Raw genomic sequence first — 18,456 nt, forward strand, 5'->3', positions numbered from 1 at the left:
ACATTGGACAAACCACTGAAACAGCCTGCCCCATTCAATAATTTAAATTCGCAAACAATCAGCGAGTTCTGTCGTAATAATTTTGCAAACGGTCACCAATACTCTGTATCAGCTGCACCAGCACAATAAGCACCACAACAGTGGCGAGCATGATGACGCCATCAAAACGCTGGTAGCCGTAGCGGATGCCCAGATCACCAAGACCTCCACCACCGATGGCACCTGCCATGGCCGAGTAACTGACCAGAGTCACCAGAGTAATAGTCATACCATTAATCAGGCCGGGGCGCGCTTCAGGCAGCAATACCCGACTGACGATCTGCAAAGGTGTTGCGCCCATGGATTGGGCTGCTTCAACCAGTCCGAAAGGTACTTCATTGATGGCGCCTTCAGCAATGCGAGCAACAAATGGGATAGCTGCAAGGGTCAGTGGCACAATCGCAGCTGTTGTCCCGATGGAGGTTCCCACCAGCAGGCGAGTCAGGGGAATGATCGCCACCAGCAGTATAATAAAAGGCACAGAACGTGTAGCGTTGACGATAGCACCCAGCACTGAATTCAAAACCGCATTTTCTTTAATACGACCGGGCTTGGTAATATATAGCAACACACCAAGCGGAATACCAAAGAGAAAACTGAGCCCACCAGACACCACTGTCATGTAAAGGGTTTCCCAGAGTGCCTTCCCCAGAAGAAGCCAGGAATCAGCTGACATAACCCACTACCTCCACCTGTACATTATCCCTGAGGAACGTCATGGAAGCCTCAACATCTGACTCCTCGCCCATAATTTCTACCATCAGAAAGCCCATGGACTTACCATGAACGGTTTCAATGTCGGCTTGCAGAATCACAAAATCAGTACCAAACTGCCTTGCCGCCCGGGTAATTAAGGGCTCCACCACCCGACGCCCTACAAAGGTAATCCTTACAACCGGCCTTGAGCCTTCGGTCGGCTCTGACTGAAAGCGGCTTTCCACTTCAGCCGCCGGTTTTTGGTGGATGGCACTGCAAACAAACTCTCTGGACAATTCCGTTTTTGGATTCAGGAAGAAGGATTCGACATCATTCTCTTCAATCAGTTGACCATGGCTTAGTATGGCAACTCGATCGCAAATCGTTTTAACAACATCCATCTCATGAGTAATGATCAGCACTGTGATCTTCAACTCACGATTAATATCCTTCAAAAGTCCAAGAATGGATCGTGTGGTCTGAGGGTCAAGCGCAGAAGTTGCCTCATCACACAAAAGAACCTTTGGCTTACTGGCCAGGGCGCGAGCAATAGCCACCCTCTGTTTCTGACCACCTGAAAGCTGAGAAGGATAGCTGTCCCGCTTTTCTTTCAAACCGGTCAGATCCAGCAGGGGAATCACCGCCGTTTCTATTTCTTGTGAACTGGCACCGGCCAGTTCCAGTGGTAGAGCAATATTCTGATAAACAGTTCGACTCGACAGCAGATTGAAGTGCTGGAAAATCATGCCAATGTTGTGGCGGACCAGACGCAGTTCTTTCCCGGTCAACTGAGTGAGGTCCTGCCCGTCCACAATGACCCGGCCCGAACCGGGACGCTCTAACATATTGACACAACGTATCAGCGTACTCTTGCCAGCGCCGCTTGAGCCAATCACACCGTAGATTGATCCTTCAGGCACAGTGAGGTTAATCCCATCCAGCGCCTTAAGCTCTCTACCTCCTACCTTAAACACCTTGGTAAGGTTTTTCAGTTCTATCATCATTACTCCTGCCTGATTCAGATACAATCAGGTCATGGCCGACTGAGGTATATTCAGTCAGTTCAATCAATTCGTCTACCTTGATGGTTTTCAATGGGAGCTGGTCATGCTGTCGACTCGGATTACAGCCTTGAGGTCCGCCAGGCGACCTCTTTTTCACGACCAAAAAAAAAACCACTCTGTGCTAAACAGAGTGGTTTTTCATGAATGCGTTCATAACCCCTTCTTTTAGCCGTATTTCTAGAGCGCCCGCAAGCCAAGACAAATCAGCGCATTCCTCAAAAGCCTAAACGACAAAAAAACCAAAGTCAACTGCTCTGCTTTCCCAGCAGGAATGTAAGCGGAAGCATGGCCTCAAAGATCAACTAGCGAACACCCGAAGCAATAGCACTGACACCAGCAATACTGCAAAGAACAAGCAAGGCATGGCGCATAATTCTTTGATCAATTCGGGGGGATACATGGGAAGCGGTTTTACTCCCCAGCAATACAGCTGGAAGCAGCATCAGGGCATCTTTAAAGTCATCAAGACCCACCATGCCTGCTACTGATAGAAATATCAGTGAGATAGTACTGCTGAAAACAAAATAAATGGACATGCTGGCCCGGATTTTGTCACCGGTTTCGTTCTGCATGACCAGGGCTACCGGAGGCCCGCCAATAGACGATGTTGTGCCTGTGATACCAGAAACAACACCAGCGACAAACAAGCTGGATTTAGTCGCTCGAATCTTTACAGAAAACAGACTCACAAAAACGGCCATCAGCACAGCCAGACCAATAAAAAGACTCATGTGCTCTCTGGAGGCCACTGCCAAAAGATAAGCTCCCAGCAGTGAACCCGGAATTCTGCCAGCCACAGCATACTTCATCTCTGCCAAATCCAGTGCCCCCCGATACTTTCTGACCGTCAGGAGAGAAAGGAACATAGCCATGCAGATCAGGGTAGCCGGCACCAGAGAGGGTGCAACGATATAGAGAATAGGTGCGGCCACCACCGCCATACCAAAACCGACCATGCCCTGGATCAGAGCCCCCAGGAAGACAACGAGCATGGCTATTAGTTGCGGGTACAGACTCAAATCCATAACATCACTGAAACATCAAATATCGAAAGGGGATATAAATATAACCGTTTGCTATGAAAAGAATCTACTGTCATTTATACCCATAAAAGGCGTATCACGACAAAAGACGTTTATCTTCCAAACAACTCCCTGTAATGCTTTCTACAGAATGAAAGGTAATTGTCGTTACCTCCAACCTGAACCTGACTGCCGCAGTTAATCAAAAAAATCAATAAATTGCATGATTTCATTTGTTCATTAACCAAGTCCAGAGCTTGGAATGAGCACCCGCTTATCACCTATCATGGTTCCCCGGAGGAAAGTCGGCCATTGTGATTGGTCCAGCTTTGCCGATGGATTCAGCGGTTCAATGAACTTTTTACTTCTGGCTACGTATTCCTGTTTCTGCGTTTCTGAGAGATGTTGTTTGCCAGCAGAATTTACTACCCTATCAATCGTGCGGCAGAAATGATCATACATTTTCCGGGGATTAGACAAATTACCGGAAATCATCGGAATAACGCACTGACCAACAATACCTGCATCGGTTTCACTCAGTAACTCACTCCACGTTTTTCCCAAAGAACTGTTCAACTGAAACAAAATATTTGATAAGTGATGTATGAATCGATTTTCATCATAGTTATGCCGATGTATGTCCCACGTTGGTAAATGGGTTTCAAGATCTTCAAGGTTAAATGCCAGTTGGCCCAGGGCTTTTCTGGTAGACTTCAGATATTCCAGCGTTTTTTTGGCCGACTTCTCACACTCCTGCCATTCTTCTATCTTTTGGTCTTGTTGTTCCTGCGAGCATGTGGAAATGGAGCTTTCAAAGCACTCTTTCTTCTGCTGAAAATCCTGTTTTACCCTGGTGTACTCATTATGGAAGGCCGTTTTAATCTTTCTCACAACATCGGCAATGGCAATGATTACATGGATATCAGCATTTTTTAGCATGCTGGCTCGTACCGCATGATAAAAATCATGCTGCATAAACACGAGAATCAATATTGCAGATAAGTAGTCAGCAGTTTTTGGCAAAGGATGCCCAGGAAACGGAATGGCCATGTCTCTGTATCCTTTCAGGCCGCCGGTTCTAATATCTTCAGGTGTACTGCTCCCGATCACTGGATTGATTTTATGGGCTTCTTTCTGACAAAAACTGTCAATAAAAGCCTGTCGCAACGTGATCGACGGGCATATCATCCACCCAGTCCACCAGCAATCAACAAATAAAACCCAGAAATCTCTGCTTAGCAGGGCTTTTTTCATCGTTTTCTGCCCTCCTTCTTCTTCACCAAAGCCAATTGGGTACTTGCAGGACCAGAAACCTGCTTCAGCCGGAGGTGCTTTTTTAAGCAAACGCTTCATTTCCATGATGATGGAATCGACATCAAAAGAAGAATCGAGAAAAAACCTCTCTGACTTTTCCAATGATAACTTTATGATTTCCCAGTTGACTTTATTCGCGTTTCCCTTATCGTCAAACAGCTTGTGATGCACAATCTTAAATGAATTTATATTCTGGATACCTTCCAGGTAAACGCCCTGCAGGGTAACCAGGGTTGCAAATTCATTGCGGCTGATTTTCTTTTCCCGAAATGCACGGAGCGCTGCATAGGCAAAGGTATCTGTTTTTAAAAAGCGGTGGTGTTCTGTAGTGATTTTTTCTGGTTTGCAACAACACTGGGCAATTTGTTGGAGCTGCAGCGGAGTAATGGCGTTTACCTTCTCCATGATCAATGATTGTTGATCTGTCTCAATTCTACGAACGACTTCTTTAAACGCCTTTGCATGGTCATCAGCGCCTGGCAAATCCAGGGGACTAAAAGAGGTTCCTCTAACGTCTCTGACCTTCAAATCGGTTGAGGAGGTTGTTGAGTAGCGCTGGTCGTCAGGCAACACAGTATCATTAGTCGCGCTGCTAACACACCTGAATGAGCCGGTAATACTTCGCCAAATGGCACCAACGCGACTTGGCGTGGTATTTTCGGATCTTGAAAGCGTCGGATATTCATTTGCCCCGGCAATAAAGGAAGGAGTCATGTTTTAACCTCCATGTTGGTTTTATCATTTGGTATTAAAATGTTTGACCCGATAGACAGTATTAAGTTCCGGGCCATAAGCCACCGGATACGCACCAGGATAACCACTATTGAGAAGACGTTTTAATTCATTGTACGCTCAATCTAAAAAGATCAGAGAGTTGCATGACTTCATTTATTCATTAATCAAGCCCGGAGTTTCGAATGTGTCATCTTTTTATCACCTTTCATGGCTTCCTTGAGGAAAGTCGGCCATTGTGATTGATCCAGTTTAACCGATGGATTCAGCGGTTCAATCAACTTTTTACCTCTGGCTACGTATTCCTTTTTCTGCGTTTCTGAGAGATCTTCATTGGGATATAAATTGGCTTCCCTATCAATTTCCCAGCAGAAATCACTATAAAAATCCTGAGGATGAGACAATCTACCGATAATCATCGGAATAATACATTGGCCGACAATGCCTGCATCGTTTTCACTCAGCAACTTACGCCAGGTTTTTCCCGCAGACCTGTTCAATTGCACCAGAATATTTGACAAGTGATGTTTGAATAGCTCTCTATCATAATCATGCAGATGTATCCTCCACTTTCGCCTATGGGTTTCAAGATCATCAAGGTTAAATGCAAATTGGCCCAAGGCTATTCTGGTATCTCGCAGATAATCGAGCCTATTATTGACCGACGTCTCATACTTCTGCCAGTCTTCTATCTTTTTGTCTTGTTGTTCCTGCGGATATGTGGAAATAGAGCTTTCAAAGCACGCTTTCTTCTGCTGAAAATCCTGTTTTTCCTTAATGTACTCATTTTGGAAGGCCATTTTAATCTTTCTCACAACATCAGCAACGGCAACGATTAAATGGATATCAGTATTTCTTAACATGCTGGCTCGTAATGCATGATAAAAATCATGCGCTATAAACTCGAGAATCAATCGAACAGATAAGTGGTCAGCCGTTTTTGGCAAAGGATGGCCGGGAAAAGGAATCTCCATGTCTCTGTGGCCTTTCAGGCTACCGGCTCTAATATCTTCAGGTGTACTGATCCCGATCACTGGATTGATTTTATGGGCTTCTTTCAGGCAAAAACTATCAATGAAGGCCTGTCGCAACGTCATGGACGGGCATATTACGCCGCCGAAGGCAGAAAATAAAACAAAGAAGTCATTGCTTAACAGGGCTTTTCTCATCGTGAGCTGCCCTTCGTTTTTGTCTAAAGAAGCTGGGTAGTTACAGATCCAGAAACCGGCCTCAACCTGAGGTGCATTTTTAAGCAAACGCTCCATTTTCTTGATGATGGCATTGACATCGAAAGAACAACCGTTAAAAAACATCTCTGACCTTGTCAGTGAACACGCTATGAAGTCCCAGGCGTATTTATTAACTTCTCCATTATCATCAAACAGTTTGTGATGCACAATTCTAAATGAATTTATATCCTGGACACCTTCCAAGTAAACGCCCTGCAGGGTAACCAGGGTTGCAAATTCATTGCGGCTGATTTTCTTTTCCCTAAATGCACGGAGCGCTGCATAGGCAAAGGTATCAGATTTTAAAAAGCTTTGGTGTTCTATAGTGATTGTTTCTGGTTTGCGACAGCACTGGGCCATTTGGTGGAGCTGAAACGGAGTAACGGCGTTTACCTTCTCCATGATCAATGATTGTTGGTCTGTCTTAATTCTGCGAACCACTTCTTTGAACGCCTTTGCATGGTCACCGGTGCCTGGCAAATCCAGGGGGCTTAAAGAGGTTCCTTTAACGTCTCTGACCTTCAAATCGGTTGAGGGGGTTGCTGAATGTCTCTGATTATCAGGCAACACCGTATCATTAGCCGTGCCGCTAACACATCTGAATGAGCCGGTAATGGTGCGCCAAATGGCACCAACGCGACTTGGCGCAGTATTTTCGGATCTTGAAAACGTCGGGTATCCATTTGCCCCGGCAATACAGGAAGGGGTCATGATTTTAACCTCCATGTTGGTTTTATCATTTGGTATTAAAATGTTTGACCCGATAGACAGTATTAAGTTCCGAGCCATAAGTCACTGGATACGCACCCGGATAACAACTTTTGAAAAGACGTTTTAATTAATTGTACGTTCAATCAAAATAGATCAGTAAATTGCATTGGTTCATTAACCAAGTCCAGAGTTTGGAATAGGCACTCCATTTATCATCTATGTTGGCTTCCCGGAGGAAAGTCGGCCACTGTAATTTGTCGAGCTTTGCTGATGGATTCAGCGGTTCAATCAACTTTTTACTTCTGGCTACGTATTCCTTTTTCTGCGTTTCTGAGAGATCTTTATTGTGATATAAATTGACTTCCCTATCAATCTCCCAGCAAAAATAACGATAAAATCTCTGGGGATTAGACAAATTACCGATAATCATCGGAATAATGCACTGGCCGACAATGCCTGCATCGGTTTCACTTAGCAACTCGCGCCACGGTTGTCCCGAAGACCTGTTCAATTGAAACAGAATATTTGACAAGTGATATCTGAATCGTTCGTTATCATAATCTTCCGGATATATCCTCCAAGTTACTTCATTGGTTTCCAGATCTTCAAGGTTAAATGCAAGTTGCCCCAGGGCTTTTCTGGTACGTCGCAAATAATCGAGCCTATTATTGGCCGACTCCTCATACTTCTGCCAGTCTTTTATCTTTTGGTCTTGTTGTTCCTGCGGGTATTTGGAAATAGAGCTTTCAAAGCACGCTTTCTTCTGCTGAAAATCCTGTTTTACCTGAATGTACTCATTGTGGAAGGCCATTTTAATTTTTCTCACAACATCGGCAACGGCAACGATTAAATCGATATCAGCATTTCTTAACATGCTGGCTCGTACTGCATGATAAAGATCATGCAGCATAAACTCGAGAATCAATTGAGCAGATAAGTAGTCAGCAGTTTTTGGCAAAGGGTGGCCAGGAAACGGAATCGCCATGTCTCTGTGTCCTTTGAGGCTGCCGGTTCTAATATCTTCAGGCGTACTGATCCCGATCACTGGATTGATATTATGGGCTTCTTTCTGGCATAAACTGTCAATAAAAGCCTGTCGCAACGTGATGGAAGGGCACATCACCTTGCCGAAGGCATCAAACAAAACAAAGAAGTCCAAGCTTCGGATCTTGCAGGCGTCGGGTATCCGTTTACTCCGGCAATACAGGAAGGGTTCATAGTCGTAACCTCCATATTAGTTTTTTAATTTGGTACTATAGTTTTTGATTCGATAAACAATGAAAAGTTCCGGGGAGTAAGTCACAGCGACACATCGCTACCATGCGATGAACATGTACTCGTTATCTGAGCACACACGAAACCTCTGAACTATGTTTCACTTTGATTAAACTCCGGCTTTTCGTTCAGTTCAGAGGGTGTTGTCGTGAATAACTTTCTTGATATTCATCCGGATGTCACTACCGCTATGACCTCTGGCATCCCTGTTGTAGCACTTGAGTCCGTCGTATTTTCCCATGGACTGCCCTTCCCCCAGAATCTAGAGGTCGCTCTTGAGCTGGAAAAAATACTTCTGGATGAAGGCGTTCAGCCCGCTACTACTGCAATTATCAATGGAAGGATAAAAGCTGGCCTTTCGAAAGGAGAGCTGGAATTTATCACCTCTCAGGATAATTCGATTCACAAAGCAAGCCGAAGAGATCTGGCAGGCTTGATCAGCCACGAATATTCGGGAGGGACCACCGTGGCAGCCACTATGATGATTGCGGCCATGGTTGGGATACGGATAATGGCCACTGGTGGTATTGGCGGTGTCCATAAGCAGGGCGAAAAGACCCTCGATATTTCCGCTGATCTGATCGAGCTGGGTCGAACTCCTGTTGCCGTGGTTTGTGGTGGCCCCAAAGCGATTCTGGACCTGACGAAAACCCTTGAATTTCTCGAAACCCACGGCGTTCCGGTTATTGGCTACCAGACTGACAGACTACCCGCCTATTACAGCCGTGACTCTGACTTGTCGGTTGACTTCAGCGTCAATTCTGCCAAACAGGCGGCTCATCTTATTGAGTGTCAGCTCACTCTGCCAGCGTGCGGAGGCTTGTTGATCTGCAACCCGCTCCCCAAAGAATACGCAATACCCTGGGAAGACGTCTCTCCCAAAGTCGATGATGCTGTTTACCATGCAGAGAAACAAGGCATACACGGTAAAGCCCTGACACCCTTCCTGCTTGAGCACCTCTACCAGCATCATGGTGAGCAGCTGCTGCTGGCGAATCTTTCCATGCTCAGAAATAACACCCGGCTGGCGGCCATGATTGCCCGCCAATTCAATTAATCACTGTAACATCAGGATTGACTGAGCGACCCGACTCAGAACCATGTCGGGCTGCTATCCATTCATGATCCGTTATGCAAGAATACTTTTCTAAATTCTTTAACTCCATTTATCAGAAATCATTTACATGCCCGATATTTTCGTAGCCGATTATTCGAACCCCGACCATGGCCAGGCCATTATTGAGTTACTCGACCACTATGCCAAAGACCCAATGGGCGGAGGAATGCCATTAAGCACCTTCGCCAAAGGACATCTGATTCAGGAATTAGCAAAACGTCCTTTTGCATTCTCTGTCCTCTGTCTGGTTGATGGGCAACCAGCCGCTCTGGCTAACTGCCTGGAAGGATTTTCCACTTTTGCCTGCAAACCACTGATCAACATCCATGATGTGGTCGTTAATGAGTCATTCAGAGGTCAGAGCCTTTGCAGAAAACTTTTTGAAAAAGTTGAGCAAGTTGCCATAGAAAAAGGGTGTTGCAAAATCACTCTGGAAGTACTGCAAGGCAACCCTGTAGCACAGGCCGCTTACCGGAAGTTGGGCTTCGCAGGTTACGCACTGGATGAACACCTCGGACACGCCTTGTTCTGGGAGAAAAAACTCTGACTTTTCACCTTTCGCTCAAAGGAACAGATATGTCTGGAAAGTACGTTAAAATTGGCCAGAAAAATCGCCTGAAAGTCGTCGATAAAGCAGGCTTCGGTGTATTTCTGGATGGTAGACAGTTTGATGAAATCCTGCTACCCAAAAGACATGTGCCTACAGACTGCACTATTGGGGATGAACTGGATGTCTTTGTCTACCTGGACTCCGAAGACCATCTGATCGCAACGACAGAGACACCTCTGGCCTCTATTGGTGAGTTTGCTGCCCTGCAAGTCAAAGAAGTCAACCAGATTGGCGCCTTTCTCGACTGGAATCTGGGCAAGGATCTACTGGTACCGTTTCGTGAACAAAAAACCCGCATGCGTGAAGGCGGGCGCTATGTTGTTTATCTCTATCAGGATGAACAGACAAAACGCATAGTCGGATCCTCCAAGCTGCACAAGTTTATTGATCGCTCAGCAGGAGAGTATCAAAACAGCCAACCTGTATCCCTCCTGATTCACGACAAAACCGACCTTGGCTACATGGCGATTATCAACAACAAACATCAGGGACTGCTTTTCAGTCAGGAAGTAAACGACTCAGTCAAACTGGGTGATAAAGTACAAGGCTATATCAAGCGTATCAGACCGGATGGGAAAATTGACCTCTGTCTGAAAAAGCCCGGCTTTGACCAAAAAGCGATGGACTCTCTCAGCCAGCAGATCATGGACAAGCTGGAAGCCGCCGGAGGTTTTCTTCCCATGAACGATAAAACCGATCCTGCTGAAATAAAACGGGCCTTTGGAGCCAGCAAACGTGCTTTCAAAATGGCACTGGGTGGATTATACAAGCAGCGTCTTATTCAAATTGAAGCATCAGGTATCCGTAGCTGTCAGTGATTAACCTTCTGACTGCAAACTTTCTATAGCCTGAAAGATGCTGGAAAAATCTTTCTTGCCCATCCCCCCGGAAACATGGCGGTTATAGAGAGAATAAGCAAGGCCACCCAGAGGCGTAACGGTCTCACTGCCACTGGCAGCCGCCATTGCCAACTCAAGATCTTTCAACATCAGTTCACTCATAAAGCCCGGCTCATAGTCTCTGGAAGCCGGAGCATTCGCCATCAGTCCAGGACATGGGTTATACACCTCCAGAACCCAGTTTTTACCCGAGCTGGCCAGCATGATGTCAGAAAGTACGGCAGGATCGAGGCCATTTTTAGCGCCAAGATTAAGCGCCTCTGAGGTACCTATCATCGAGATAGACAGCAACATATTATTACAGGCTTTAGCCACCTGACCCGCACCTGGCCCACCCGCCAGAAAGACATTTTCCCCCATATCCAGCAGTAAAGGTTTCACCTTTTCAAACACTTCAGGATTGGCTGCCCCGCACATAAACGACAGAGTACCTGCTGCCGCGCCGGCAACGCCACCGGACACCGGCGCATCCACCATTGACTTCCCTTTCTCGACGGCAGCCGCCGATAACTTTCTGGCGGTATCCGCATCAATAGTACTGGTGTCGACAAGAATGGCAGAGGCCGGAGCAGAATCCAGCAACCCCTGATCCAGATAAAGACTTTCCACATGCTTGCCAGCGGGCAACATTGAAATAACGAACTCAGCCCCGGAACATGCCTGCTCTGCACTGCCCGAAGCTTTTGCTCCCAAAGCGGTCAGAGCATTGACTGCCTCAGGAACAAGGTCAAATACACTCACATCATGACCACCCCTGACCAGATTAGCTGCCATGGGCGCTCCCATATTGCCAAGGCCGATAAACGCAACCGTTGCCATGATCCGCACTCCCGAGTGTTTGTTGTTGTCATCTCAGCACAATTAAACAGAGTAGTACGTTTATAATATGCAGGATTTCGACTAAAACTAAAACCTGTGTATTTCATGCTGTGAAGACGGCTTCAATGCGTCAGAACCCCTCATTAAAGCCTACTCACTGAACACTTTTCACACGGCCAGGCCAGACGAGACTGCACTTCAGAATGCACTCATCTGCATGTATACAATGCTGATACTTCTGACAATGCCTCTGAGGAAGGTGAATATTCCGGTCGCATACCCTTTAGAGATACAGTTACTGTTTTTTTGTCGAGTACGAATAAATAGCATGTAATTAATTACATCATTGTCTTGATTATCCGGAACAAGATGCACACAATCCGCCAATCATAGTTATTTGTTGTAAACTAAACACGATGCGCAAGTACGAAGATTCTCTACCACTCAAGTTACTCAAGGCCAGAGAGGCAGCCATGAGCTTCTTCCGTCCCATGCTGCAGGAGCACTCCATTACTGAACAGCAATGGAGAGTGATGCGGGTTCTGAACGACGCTGATGAGATGGAAACCAAACAGCTGGCTGATGCTTGCTGCATCCTGAGCCCCAGTCTGACGGGCATTATCCAGCGACTGGAACAACAGGATTATGTCAGCCGCCGCAAGTCATCAGAAGACCATCGACGCATTTTGGTCAAGGCAACCCCAAAAGCCAGAAAACTCTTGGACGAAATGACCCCTATGGTGGAAAACAGTTATAGCCGTCTTACCCAGGGGTTAAGTCAGGAAAAGATGGAACGGCTGAAAGAGTTACTTGATGAAGTCAGCCTGCTGACCAACTGAGATCCATTATTTTACTTCTACAGGCGACTGAATATCGGCTGCATAACAGCCATTAAAGTACGTTCAGACGTGTGACGGGTGGTAGACTGATCAGATCAGGATTCATTTTTCTTTAGTGAATAAATCAACCAATCCCCTCGGAGTAAAATTATAATGAAGACCGCTCTAAAAAGCGCCGCTCTGTTTCTGGCTATTGGTAGTTCTTTCACTTTTCCTGCTGGCCAGTCTTCTACCGAAGTACTGGCGCACAGCACGACCAGTTGGGATGGTAACTCTCTGAAAGGAGTCAACCTCAAGAACCCTGAAGTCCATGTGCTTCGCATTGCCATTGCCCCACATTCAAGACTGCCTATCCATAAGCACCCTGTTATCAATGCAGGCTACCTGGTTAAGGGTAAGCTCACAGTTGTCCGCTTATCCGATGGCAAGAAACTGGAGCTGAAAGCGGGTGAGGCTTTGGTTGAGATGGTGGATGAATGGCATTACGGCGAAAACAAATCTGATGAGCCTGCAGAAATCATTGTCGTCTACGCCGGTGATGAAGGTCAGGCTATCACGGTGCTAAAAAAAGAAGAACCATAACCGATAGATCCCCGGTTTGGAGAGACTGTCGCGTGGGAACCAACGTTTTGCGACAGCTTCTTAAATTCAATTCCAGTCACCTTGCAGCATGACGAAACTGTCCAAGACAGGCTCCCATATTCTGAGGCTGGCGATACAGTGAATAAGCACTATATCAGTTTGCCCGGGTAACCCTCGGGCTGCATGAATTCACATCATTTAATACTATGCCAAGAGCTATACCAGAATAGTTTCTCGCCCGGTGCCCGCGGCTTAAGGTCTACACTGAGCAGGCTGCCATAGTTGTTGCTTAAATCCATCTGAGTTCTTCTGGTTACGAAAGGTATGATCAATGAAGAATTACAATATTTTTGCGTTGATAGTCTTTTTGTTGGGGATTTTGGCTGCAGTTAATAGTAACCACCAATACGAAAGCAATGTCGAATTGCTCAAACCCGCCTTTCACTATGGCTTCTGGTCGCTTCTTCCCGGATTAGTAACGATAGCCTTATGCTTGCTCACCAGAGAGCCATTAACAGCCTTGTTGGGCGGCATCATTATTGGTTCAATCATGCTCGGTCGATACGACCTGACTGACAAAGTGATTATTCCCAACTTAGCTAAAGAAGGCACTGCAGCTATATTATTGCTGTATTTGTGGCTTCTTGGCGGCCTCTTGGGGGTTTGGTCTAAAACGGGTGCCGCACAAGCATTTGCCACATTTATGACCAAACACTTTGTAAAGAGCCAACGTTCAGCGAAGCTTGTCGCATGGCTTCTGGGGGTACTGTTTTTTCAGGGGGGGACAATAAGTACAGTGCTGGTAGGCACTACAATACGTCCGATTGCCGACAAAGCCAAAGTCAGCCATGAAGAAATGAGTTACATTGTCGACTCAACAGCATCACCCATCGCTTCTGTATTGGCATTCAACGCTTGGCCTGCCTACGTTCAGGCATTTATTTTTGTGCCAGGCGTGTCATTTCTGGCAACGGAAGCAGATCGTTTAGCTTTTTTCTTTAGCAGTATTCCTTTCAGTTTTTACAGCATTTTGGCTGTTACAGGAACACTTTTACTGTGCCTGAATATTACTTGTTTTTCTGGGAACCTCATGAGACAGGCTAATAAAAGAGCAATGGAAACGGGTCAGTTAGACGCTGAAGGTGCACAACCACTTAGCTCAACAGAATTGCAAACGCCCAACGTTCCCGATCATTACAACCCGCATGTTCTGGAATTCATTATTCCTCTGGTCAGTCTGATTGGTATCGCTGTCCTGACGTTCGTTTATTTGGGTACTCCAAAAGTAAACTGGGCCTTCGGAACCGCTCTGTTGCTATCTGCTACCATTGCCCTGGTCAAAGGCATGTCATTGGCCAATGTCATTGAAGGTTTTGGTGATGGATTAAAAGGTGTGGTGGTTGCTTCAGTCATCCTGATGCTCGCCATGATCATTGGCAGTATCAGCAAGGAAGTTGGCGGCGGGTCCTATGTAGTGTCAATATTTGGTGAACAACTTCCCTTTTGGTTATTACCGGTTATTTTACAACTGGTTACTATGGCCATTGCTTTTTCAACGGGTACAAGCTGGGGAACCTATGCGATCACCTTCCCTCTCGCCATGCCTCTGGCCTGGGCCATTGCACAATCACAGTCATTAGCCAATCCAGAGCTGTTCATGATGATATGTTTTGCCACAGTGTTAAATGGAAGCGTGTTCGGCGATCAATGTTCACCCATATCCGACACGACTATATTAAGCTCGATGACCACAGGGTGCGATCTGATGGATCATGTGAAGTCTCAGATCATTCCAGCAATATTTGCTGCTTCGTTAGCCGCTTGTTTATGGACGGCAACTGCCTACTTTTTTGCATAGGTTTTTTGATTAAGAAAATACGTCTTGCAGATTACTCTTGCGTTTACATCTCGAATGTAAACGTTGATTTAAGGTGCTCACTGGTGCAGCAACTCAGGTGCGTTAAATGAGTTTAAGAAAACTCTTTTTTGTATTAGTTTTTTTTATACCAATACCTGTATACGCTTACCAGGTCTATAAGGTTGTGACTCCTTTCCCTTACCGATCATGCTCTTGTGAGACAGCAACCATTTTCAAAATAGATGATCTACATTATATGGCACACAGGTGTGGTGGGAGCTATCTAACCCGTCAGATTAATGTCGAAAGCTTTGACGTTGAAGCCCAAACGTTTCAAATTCGCGTTGGTTTCAGTCGCTATGAAGTTGTCATTCTTGAACATGAATCAAAACGAGAAGATTCAGCCAGACCACAATCCAGGTGTGTCAGATGAGTTTAAGATCCCTCTTTTTTGCATTAGTTTTTCTTATATCATTACCTGTCCACTCATACGAAGTGTATAAGATTACGTCCCCTTATGAATCATGCTCTTGTGAGCCGGCAACCATCCACAAAAGATGTGGTGAATATTTAATAGAATACAAGTATGGAGATAGATATCTTGTCAGCAATGTGGCCATCGTAAGTTATGATTTTGAAGCTCAAACACTTCGAATTCGTATTGGTTTAGAAGAGTTTGAAGTGACAATTCTTGAACATTTTTCAATGTGAGAGTAGTGAAGAAGGTCTGAAAGCACTGGAGAACAGCGTCACAGTTGCTACATTATTATTGCCAATGGCTTTTTATTTTCTGATGGAATCCCGGCTCTCTCCAATTGGAAAACGTCGAATGTCAGACATACCCATGGCGTTGGCAGCCTTCTTCACTGTTGATAGACTTTCGCTCACGCTCCGTAACGTTGAAGTCAGACGATGCCAGAAGCCTGAAACAAAAACAGCTTTGAACCGGTCGCCGCCTCCCCGGATCACTGAAAGCTGCTGAAGCCCCGGGGGGGCGGTATTCCAGAGTAAGAGTGCCCACTTCTCATGTCTGAGTTAAAACCTGTAGAAACCAATGTCTGGAACGGCCGGGAAGATTACGACGGCGACCCGCAGCAGACACAACGCTGGCACCAGAAAGTTAAACCCTACTCAGAACACTCAGGCTCCAGTGGTCTGGTGCTAATCGGGCTGGCCAGCGACGAAGGTGTCAGGCGTAATCATGGCAGAGTGGGTGCTGCCAATGGCCCGGACCTGATTCGAAAATGCCTCGCCAATCTTCCCTGGAATCGAGACGATGGACTTTATGATCTGGGCAACGTTCACTGTCAGGATGGCGACCTGGAAAGCGCACAGGATCAATTCAGCCAGGCGCTGGTGAAAGCGCTCAGGGATGGCATGCTACCAGTCGGCCTGGGGGGTGGACACGAAATAGCCTGGGGGAGTTTTAAAGGGCTGGCAGACTTTCTTATCCACGATCACAAGACCCTCAAAGGATTGAATATTGGTGTGATCAATTTCAATGCCCACTTTGATCTGAGAAAGCCAGAGAAAGGAGCCAGTTCCGGAACCCCCTTCTGGCAGATGGCTCAGTTCTGCGAGCATCAGAATCTTGACTTTCACTGTATGTGTCTTGGCATCAGCCGCAGCAGTAACACTCAGGCGCTGTTCGAACGGGCTGATGAGCTGAATGTAGCCTATATCACCGATGATCAGGTTCATAGAGATAATCTCGATTTTCTGATCGAAGAACTGACGTGTTTCACCTCTATGGTGGATCATGTTTGTTTAACCATTGATCTTGATGCTTTTCCCTCTTACCAGGCTCCGGGGGTGAGTGCTCCGGCGGTAAGGGGAATTCCCCTGGACCTAACGGCAACCCTTCTGCAGACCATCAAGGAATGTGCGAAAGTACGGGTGATAGATGTTGCTGAATACAACCCTGAGTTTGATCATGATCTGCGTACAGCAAGGCTGGCTGCCTGGTTGATTAACCAGCTCACCGATCAACCGAATGAATAACAAAGGGTGCACATGCTGAGGGAGCGCAGCTACTATTTCGCCTTAACAGCGTAGAAACATTGTGCGAAAATCATGCTTTCCGGATAAACACTATATGAGCGTAAAATGGAGAAACCCCGTCTTATTTGGGTGACCACGTTACTTTTTTCACTAACGTTTTTAGCCATGGTCACCCTTGTTCCCTGGTACGGTTTTACCCATGGTTTTGAACTCCGTGAATGGATCGTTGCAGGATTAATCCTTATGTTTAATGGTACAGCCATTACTGCTGGCTACCATCGGCTATGGTCTCACAAGACCTATGAAGCCCACTGGTCACTGCGTCTCTGGTTTGCAATCTGGGGTGCCATGGCGATTCAGAACAGCATCATGAACTGGACATCAGGTCATCGCCGCCACCATGCTTTTGTCGACGATCACCACAAAGACCCTTACTCTGCCAGTCGTGGTTTCTGGTTCTCCCACATTGGCTGGATGCTTCGGGACTACGATCCAAAGGCCAGTGATTTTTCTAATATCAAAGACCTGCAAAGAGACCCTATTGTCGTCTGGCAACAGAAATACTACGTGCCACTGGTTCTGTTGATGAATCTGGGTGTGCCAACGCTGGCAGGTTTCCTGATGGGCGATGTTATTGCCATGATACTTCTGGGCGGCGTATTGAGGCTGGTACTGAGTCATCACTTTACTTTTTTTATTAACTCTCTGGCTCATATCTGGGGCAAACGACCTTACACCGACAAAAATACCGCCCGGGATAACGGTATCCTGGCTCTGGTGACCTGGGGTGAGGGCTATCACAACTACCACCATATTTTTCAGTATGACTACCGCAACGGCATTCGCTGGTGGCATTTTGATCCAACCAAGTGGCTGATCTTCGGCTTCTCAAAAATCGGCCTGACGGGCAAACTGAGACGAGTCAGCGATTACCGGATTGAAAAAGCCCGGATCGATATGCAGTACAAATATGCCAGCCAGAGACTGACCTGCCAGATTGCCCTGCAAAAGCTGGAAGAGCAGTATGAAGTGGTGAGCAGCACCTGGCACGACTGGAACAAGCTTCGCCAGAAGTGGGTTGAGCACAAAGCAGAAGAGCTTAAACAGAACTGGGAAAACTCAGAGCTTCATAAGCAATATGAAGAGATGAAATCTTCCATGCAAGAGCAACAAAAACGCTGGCAGCTTGCCCGTGCAGGCCTGTTAACCTGATGATCAAAATCTACGAGTAGAGCTCAGCGTTGTTCCGTTCGCACTGAGCCTGTCGATGTGCGGTGCCACAATCGTTCGGCAAGTTCAGGACGAACGATTGTGTATCTCTTTCAGCGTCTGGCTGCACTGACACCTCACCAATGGAGGTCACTTTCCACTCGCTCATCACAGCCCTTGCAGACTTCAACCTCCCATAAGCCACCATCCTCAGAAGCATCGACAATGGGTCGATACCTCTGATCTGCAGTGTTCAAGATTTCGCTCAAACTCACTTCAGCATCCAAACCAAAAAGAAATTAAACATTTACAATCATATTCGGAGAAAGACTGGTCTAATCTGGAGAGTTCATAAATATAATTTTTTGACCGTTCAAGCACATACATGACATTGGGTAGCAAAGCCGAAGGGAAACTGTCTAAAGGTAAGGCTAAAGGCT

The 18,456-nt window shown here is 46.3% G+C and carries 16 protein-coding genes; 9 read left to right on the forward strand and 7 right to left on the reverse strand.

The window, feature by feature from the left end; translation table 11 throughout:
* Positions 1-58 precede the first annotated feature (58 nt).
* The 6 genes from KBW69_RS03710 to KBW69_RS03735 form a co-directional block, all read right to left on the reverse strand.
* Entirely contained in the window at positions 59-715 is a 657-nt protein-coding gene (locus tag KBW69_RS03710; protein WP_257252703.1) for a methionine ABC transporter permease, read from the reverse strand.
* Positions 705-1,736: a methionine ABC transporter ATP-binding protein gene (locus tag KBW69_RS03715; protein ID WP_257252706.1), complete on the reverse strand. Its 1,032-nt coding sequence runs from the start codon at positions 1,734-1,736 to the stop codon at positions 705-707. The genes KBW69_RS03710 and KBW69_RS03715 overlap by 11 nt, the downstream gene beginning before the upstream one ends.
* A 365-nt stretch (positions 1,737-2,101) precedes the next feature.
* A complete protein-coding gene (locus KBW69_RS03720) occupies positions 2,102-2,824 on the reverse strand; it encodes a sulfite exporter TauE/SafE family protein (RefSeq protein WP_257252704.1) in 723 nt (240 codons plus the stop codon).
* A 237-nt stretch (positions 2,825-3,061) separates the two neighbouring features.
* Entirely contained in the window at positions 3,062-4,849 is a 1,788-nt protein-coding gene (locus tag KBW69_RS03725) for a hypothetical protein (RefSeq protein WP_257279954.1), read from the reverse strand.
* Between the two features lie 185 nt (positions 4,850-5,034).
* Complete coding sequence (locus KBW69_RS03730; RefSeq protein WP_257279955.1) at positions 5,035-6,822, reverse strand: hypothetical protein; 1,788 nt, start codon at positions 6,820-6,822, stop codon at positions 5,035-5,037.
* Positions 6,823-6,946: 124 nt separating this feature from the next.
* Positions 6,947-7,966 (reverse strand): hypothetical protein, encoded by a 1,020-nt coding sequence (locus KBW69_RS03735; protein WP_257279956.1) that lies wholly within the window; start codon positions 7,964-7,966, stop codon positions 6,947-6,949.
* A gap of 264 nt (positions 7,967-8,230) precedes the next feature.
* Between KBW69_RS03735 and KBW69_RS03740 the strand changes: the two genes are divergently transcribed.
* The 3 genes from KBW69_RS03740 to KBW69_RS03750 all read left to right on the forward strand — a co-directional run bounded on the left by KBW69_RS03740 (position 8,231) and on the right by KBW69_RS03750 (position 10,627).
* Entirely contained in the window at positions 8,231-9,139 is a 909-nt protein-coding gene (locus tag KBW69_RS03740; RefSeq protein WP_257279957.1) for a pseudouridine-5'-phosphate glycosidase, read from the forward strand.
* Between the two features lie 127 nt (positions 9,140-9,266).
* The gene (locus KBW69_RS03745; RefSeq protein WP_257279958.1) at positions 9,267-9,746 is read left to right on the forward strand and encodes a GNAT family N-acetyltransferase; all 480 of its coding nucleotides are present in this window, start codon (positions 9,267-9,269) and stop codon (positions 9,744-9,746) included.
* Between the two features lie 29 nt (positions 9,747-9,775).
* Positions 9,776-10,627 carry a S1 RNA-binding domain-containing protein gene (locus tag KBW69_RS03750; protein WP_257275574.1) on the forward strand — a complete coding sequence of 284 codons (852 nt, stop codon included), beginning with the start codon at positions 9,776-9,778 and terminating at the stop codon, positions 10,625-10,627.
* Here the strand turns inward: KBW69_RS03750 and mmsB are convergent, their stop codons facing one another.
* Positions 10,628-11,527 (reverse strand): 3-hydroxyisobutyrate dehydrogenase, encoded by a 900-nt coding sequence (gene mmsB / locus KBW69_RS03755; RefSeq protein WP_257279959.1) that lies wholly within the window; start codon positions 11,525-11,527, stop codon positions 10,628-10,630.
* Between the two features lie 416 nt (positions 11,528-11,943).
* Between mmsB and hpaR the strand changes: the two genes are divergently transcribed.
* The 6 genes from hpaR (at position 11,944) to KBW69_RS03785 (ending at position 18,019) form a co-directional block, all read left to right on the forward strand.
* Complete coding sequence (gene hpaR / locus KBW69_RS03760; RefSeq protein ID WP_257279960.1) at positions 11,944-12,366, forward strand: homoprotocatechuate degradation operon regulator HpaR; 423 nt, start codon at positions 11,944-11,946, stop codon at positions 12,364-12,366.
* A gap of 153 nt (positions 12,367-12,519) precedes the next feature.
* Positions 12,520-12,948 carry a cupin domain-containing protein gene (locus KBW69_RS03765; protein WP_257275546.1) on the forward strand — a complete coding sequence of 143 codons (429 nt, stop codon included), beginning with the start codon at positions 12,520-12,522 and terminating at the stop codon, positions 12,946-12,948.
* A 331-nt stretch (positions 12,949-13,279) separates the two neighbouring features.
* Positions 13,280-14,806, forward strand: coding sequence for a Na+/H+ antiporter NhaC family protein (locus KBW69_RS03770; RefSeq protein ID WP_257275547.1), 1,527 nt, complete (start codon positions 13,280-13,282; stop codon positions 14,804-14,806).
* A gap of 691 nt (positions 14,807-15,497) precedes the next feature.
* Entirely contained in the window at positions 15,498-15,788 is a 291-nt protein-coding gene (locus tag KBW69_RS03775; RefSeq protein ID WP_257275548.1) for a hypothetical protein, read from the forward strand.
* A 44-nt stretch (positions 15,789-15,832) separates the two neighbouring features.
* Positions 15,833-16,807: a formimidoylglutamase gene (gene hutG / locus KBW69_RS03780; protein ID WP_257275549.1), complete on the forward strand. Its 975-nt coding sequence runs from the start codon at positions 15,833-15,835 to the stop codon at positions 16,805-16,807.
* A gap of 105 nt (positions 16,808-16,912) precedes the next feature.
* The gene (locus tag KBW69_RS03785) at positions 16,913-18,019 is read left to right on the forward strand and encodes a fatty acid desaturase (protein WP_257275551.1); all 1,107 of its coding nucleotides are present in this window, start codon (positions 16,913-16,915) and stop codon (positions 18,017-18,019) included.
* Positions 18,020-18,456 lie beyond the last annotated feature (437 nt).

It is taken from the genome of Endozoicomonas sp. ISHI1, from assembly GCF_024606225.1.
Lineage (GTDB): Bacteria > Pseudomonadota > Gammaproteobacteria > Pseudomonadales > Endozoicomonadaceae > Endozoicomonas_A.

Excerpts from the sequence above, each read along its gene's own strand:
- hutG (WP_257275549.1), top strand. The coding sequence starts at position 15,833 with ATGTCTGAGTTAAAACCTGTAGAAACCAATGTCTGGAACGGCCGGGAA.
- KBW69_RS03710 (WP_257252703.1), bottom strand. The coding sequence starts at position 715 with ATGTCAGCTGATTCCTGGCTTCTTCTGGGGAAGGCACTCTGGGAAACC.
- KBW69_RS03765 (WP_257275546.1), top strand. The coding sequence starts at position 12,520 with ATGAAGACCGCTCTAAAAAGCGCCGCTCTGTTTCTGGCTATTGGTAGT.
- KBW69_RS03770 (WP_257275547.1), top strand. The coding sequence starts at position 13,280 with ATGAAGAATTACAATATTTTTGCGTTGATAGTCTTTTTGTTGGGGATT.
- KBW69_RS03750 (WP_257275574.1), top strand. The coding sequence starts at position 9,776 with ATGTCTGGAAAGTACGTTAAAATTGGCCAGAAAAATCGCCTGAAAGTC.
- KBW69_RS03730 (WP_257279955.1), bottom strand. The coding sequence starts at position 6,822 with ATGGAGGTTAAAATCATGACCCCTTCCTGTATTGCCGGGGCAAATGGA.
- KBW69_RS03745 (WP_257279958.1), top strand. The coding sequence starts at position 9,267 with ATGCCCGATATTTTCGTAGCCGATTATTCGAACCCCGACCATGGCCAG.
- KBW69_RS03715 (WP_257252706.1), bottom strand. The coding sequence starts at position 1,736 with ATGATAGAACTGAAAAACCTTACCAAGGTGTTTAAGGTAGGAGGTAGA.
- mmsB (WP_257279959.1), bottom strand. The coding sequence starts at position 11,527 with ATGGCAACGGTTGCGTTTATCGGCCTTGGCAATATGGGAGCGCCCATG.
- hpaR (WP_257279960.1), top strand. The coding sequence starts at position 11,944 with ATGCGCAAGTACGAAGATTCTCTACCACTCAAGTTACTCAAGGCCAGA.
- KBW69_RS03720 (WP_257252704.1), bottom strand. The coding sequence starts at position 2,824 with ATGGATTTGAGTCTGTACCCGCAACTAATAGCCATGCTCGTTGTCTTC.
- KBW69_RS03785 (WP_257275551.1), top strand. The coding sequence starts at position 16,913 with ATGGAGAAACCCCGTCTTATTTGGGTGACCACGTTACTTTTTTCACTA.
- KBW69_RS03725 (WP_257279954.1), bottom strand. The coding sequence starts at position 4,849 with ATGACTCCTTCCTTTATTGCCGGGGCAAATGAATATCCGACGCTTTCA.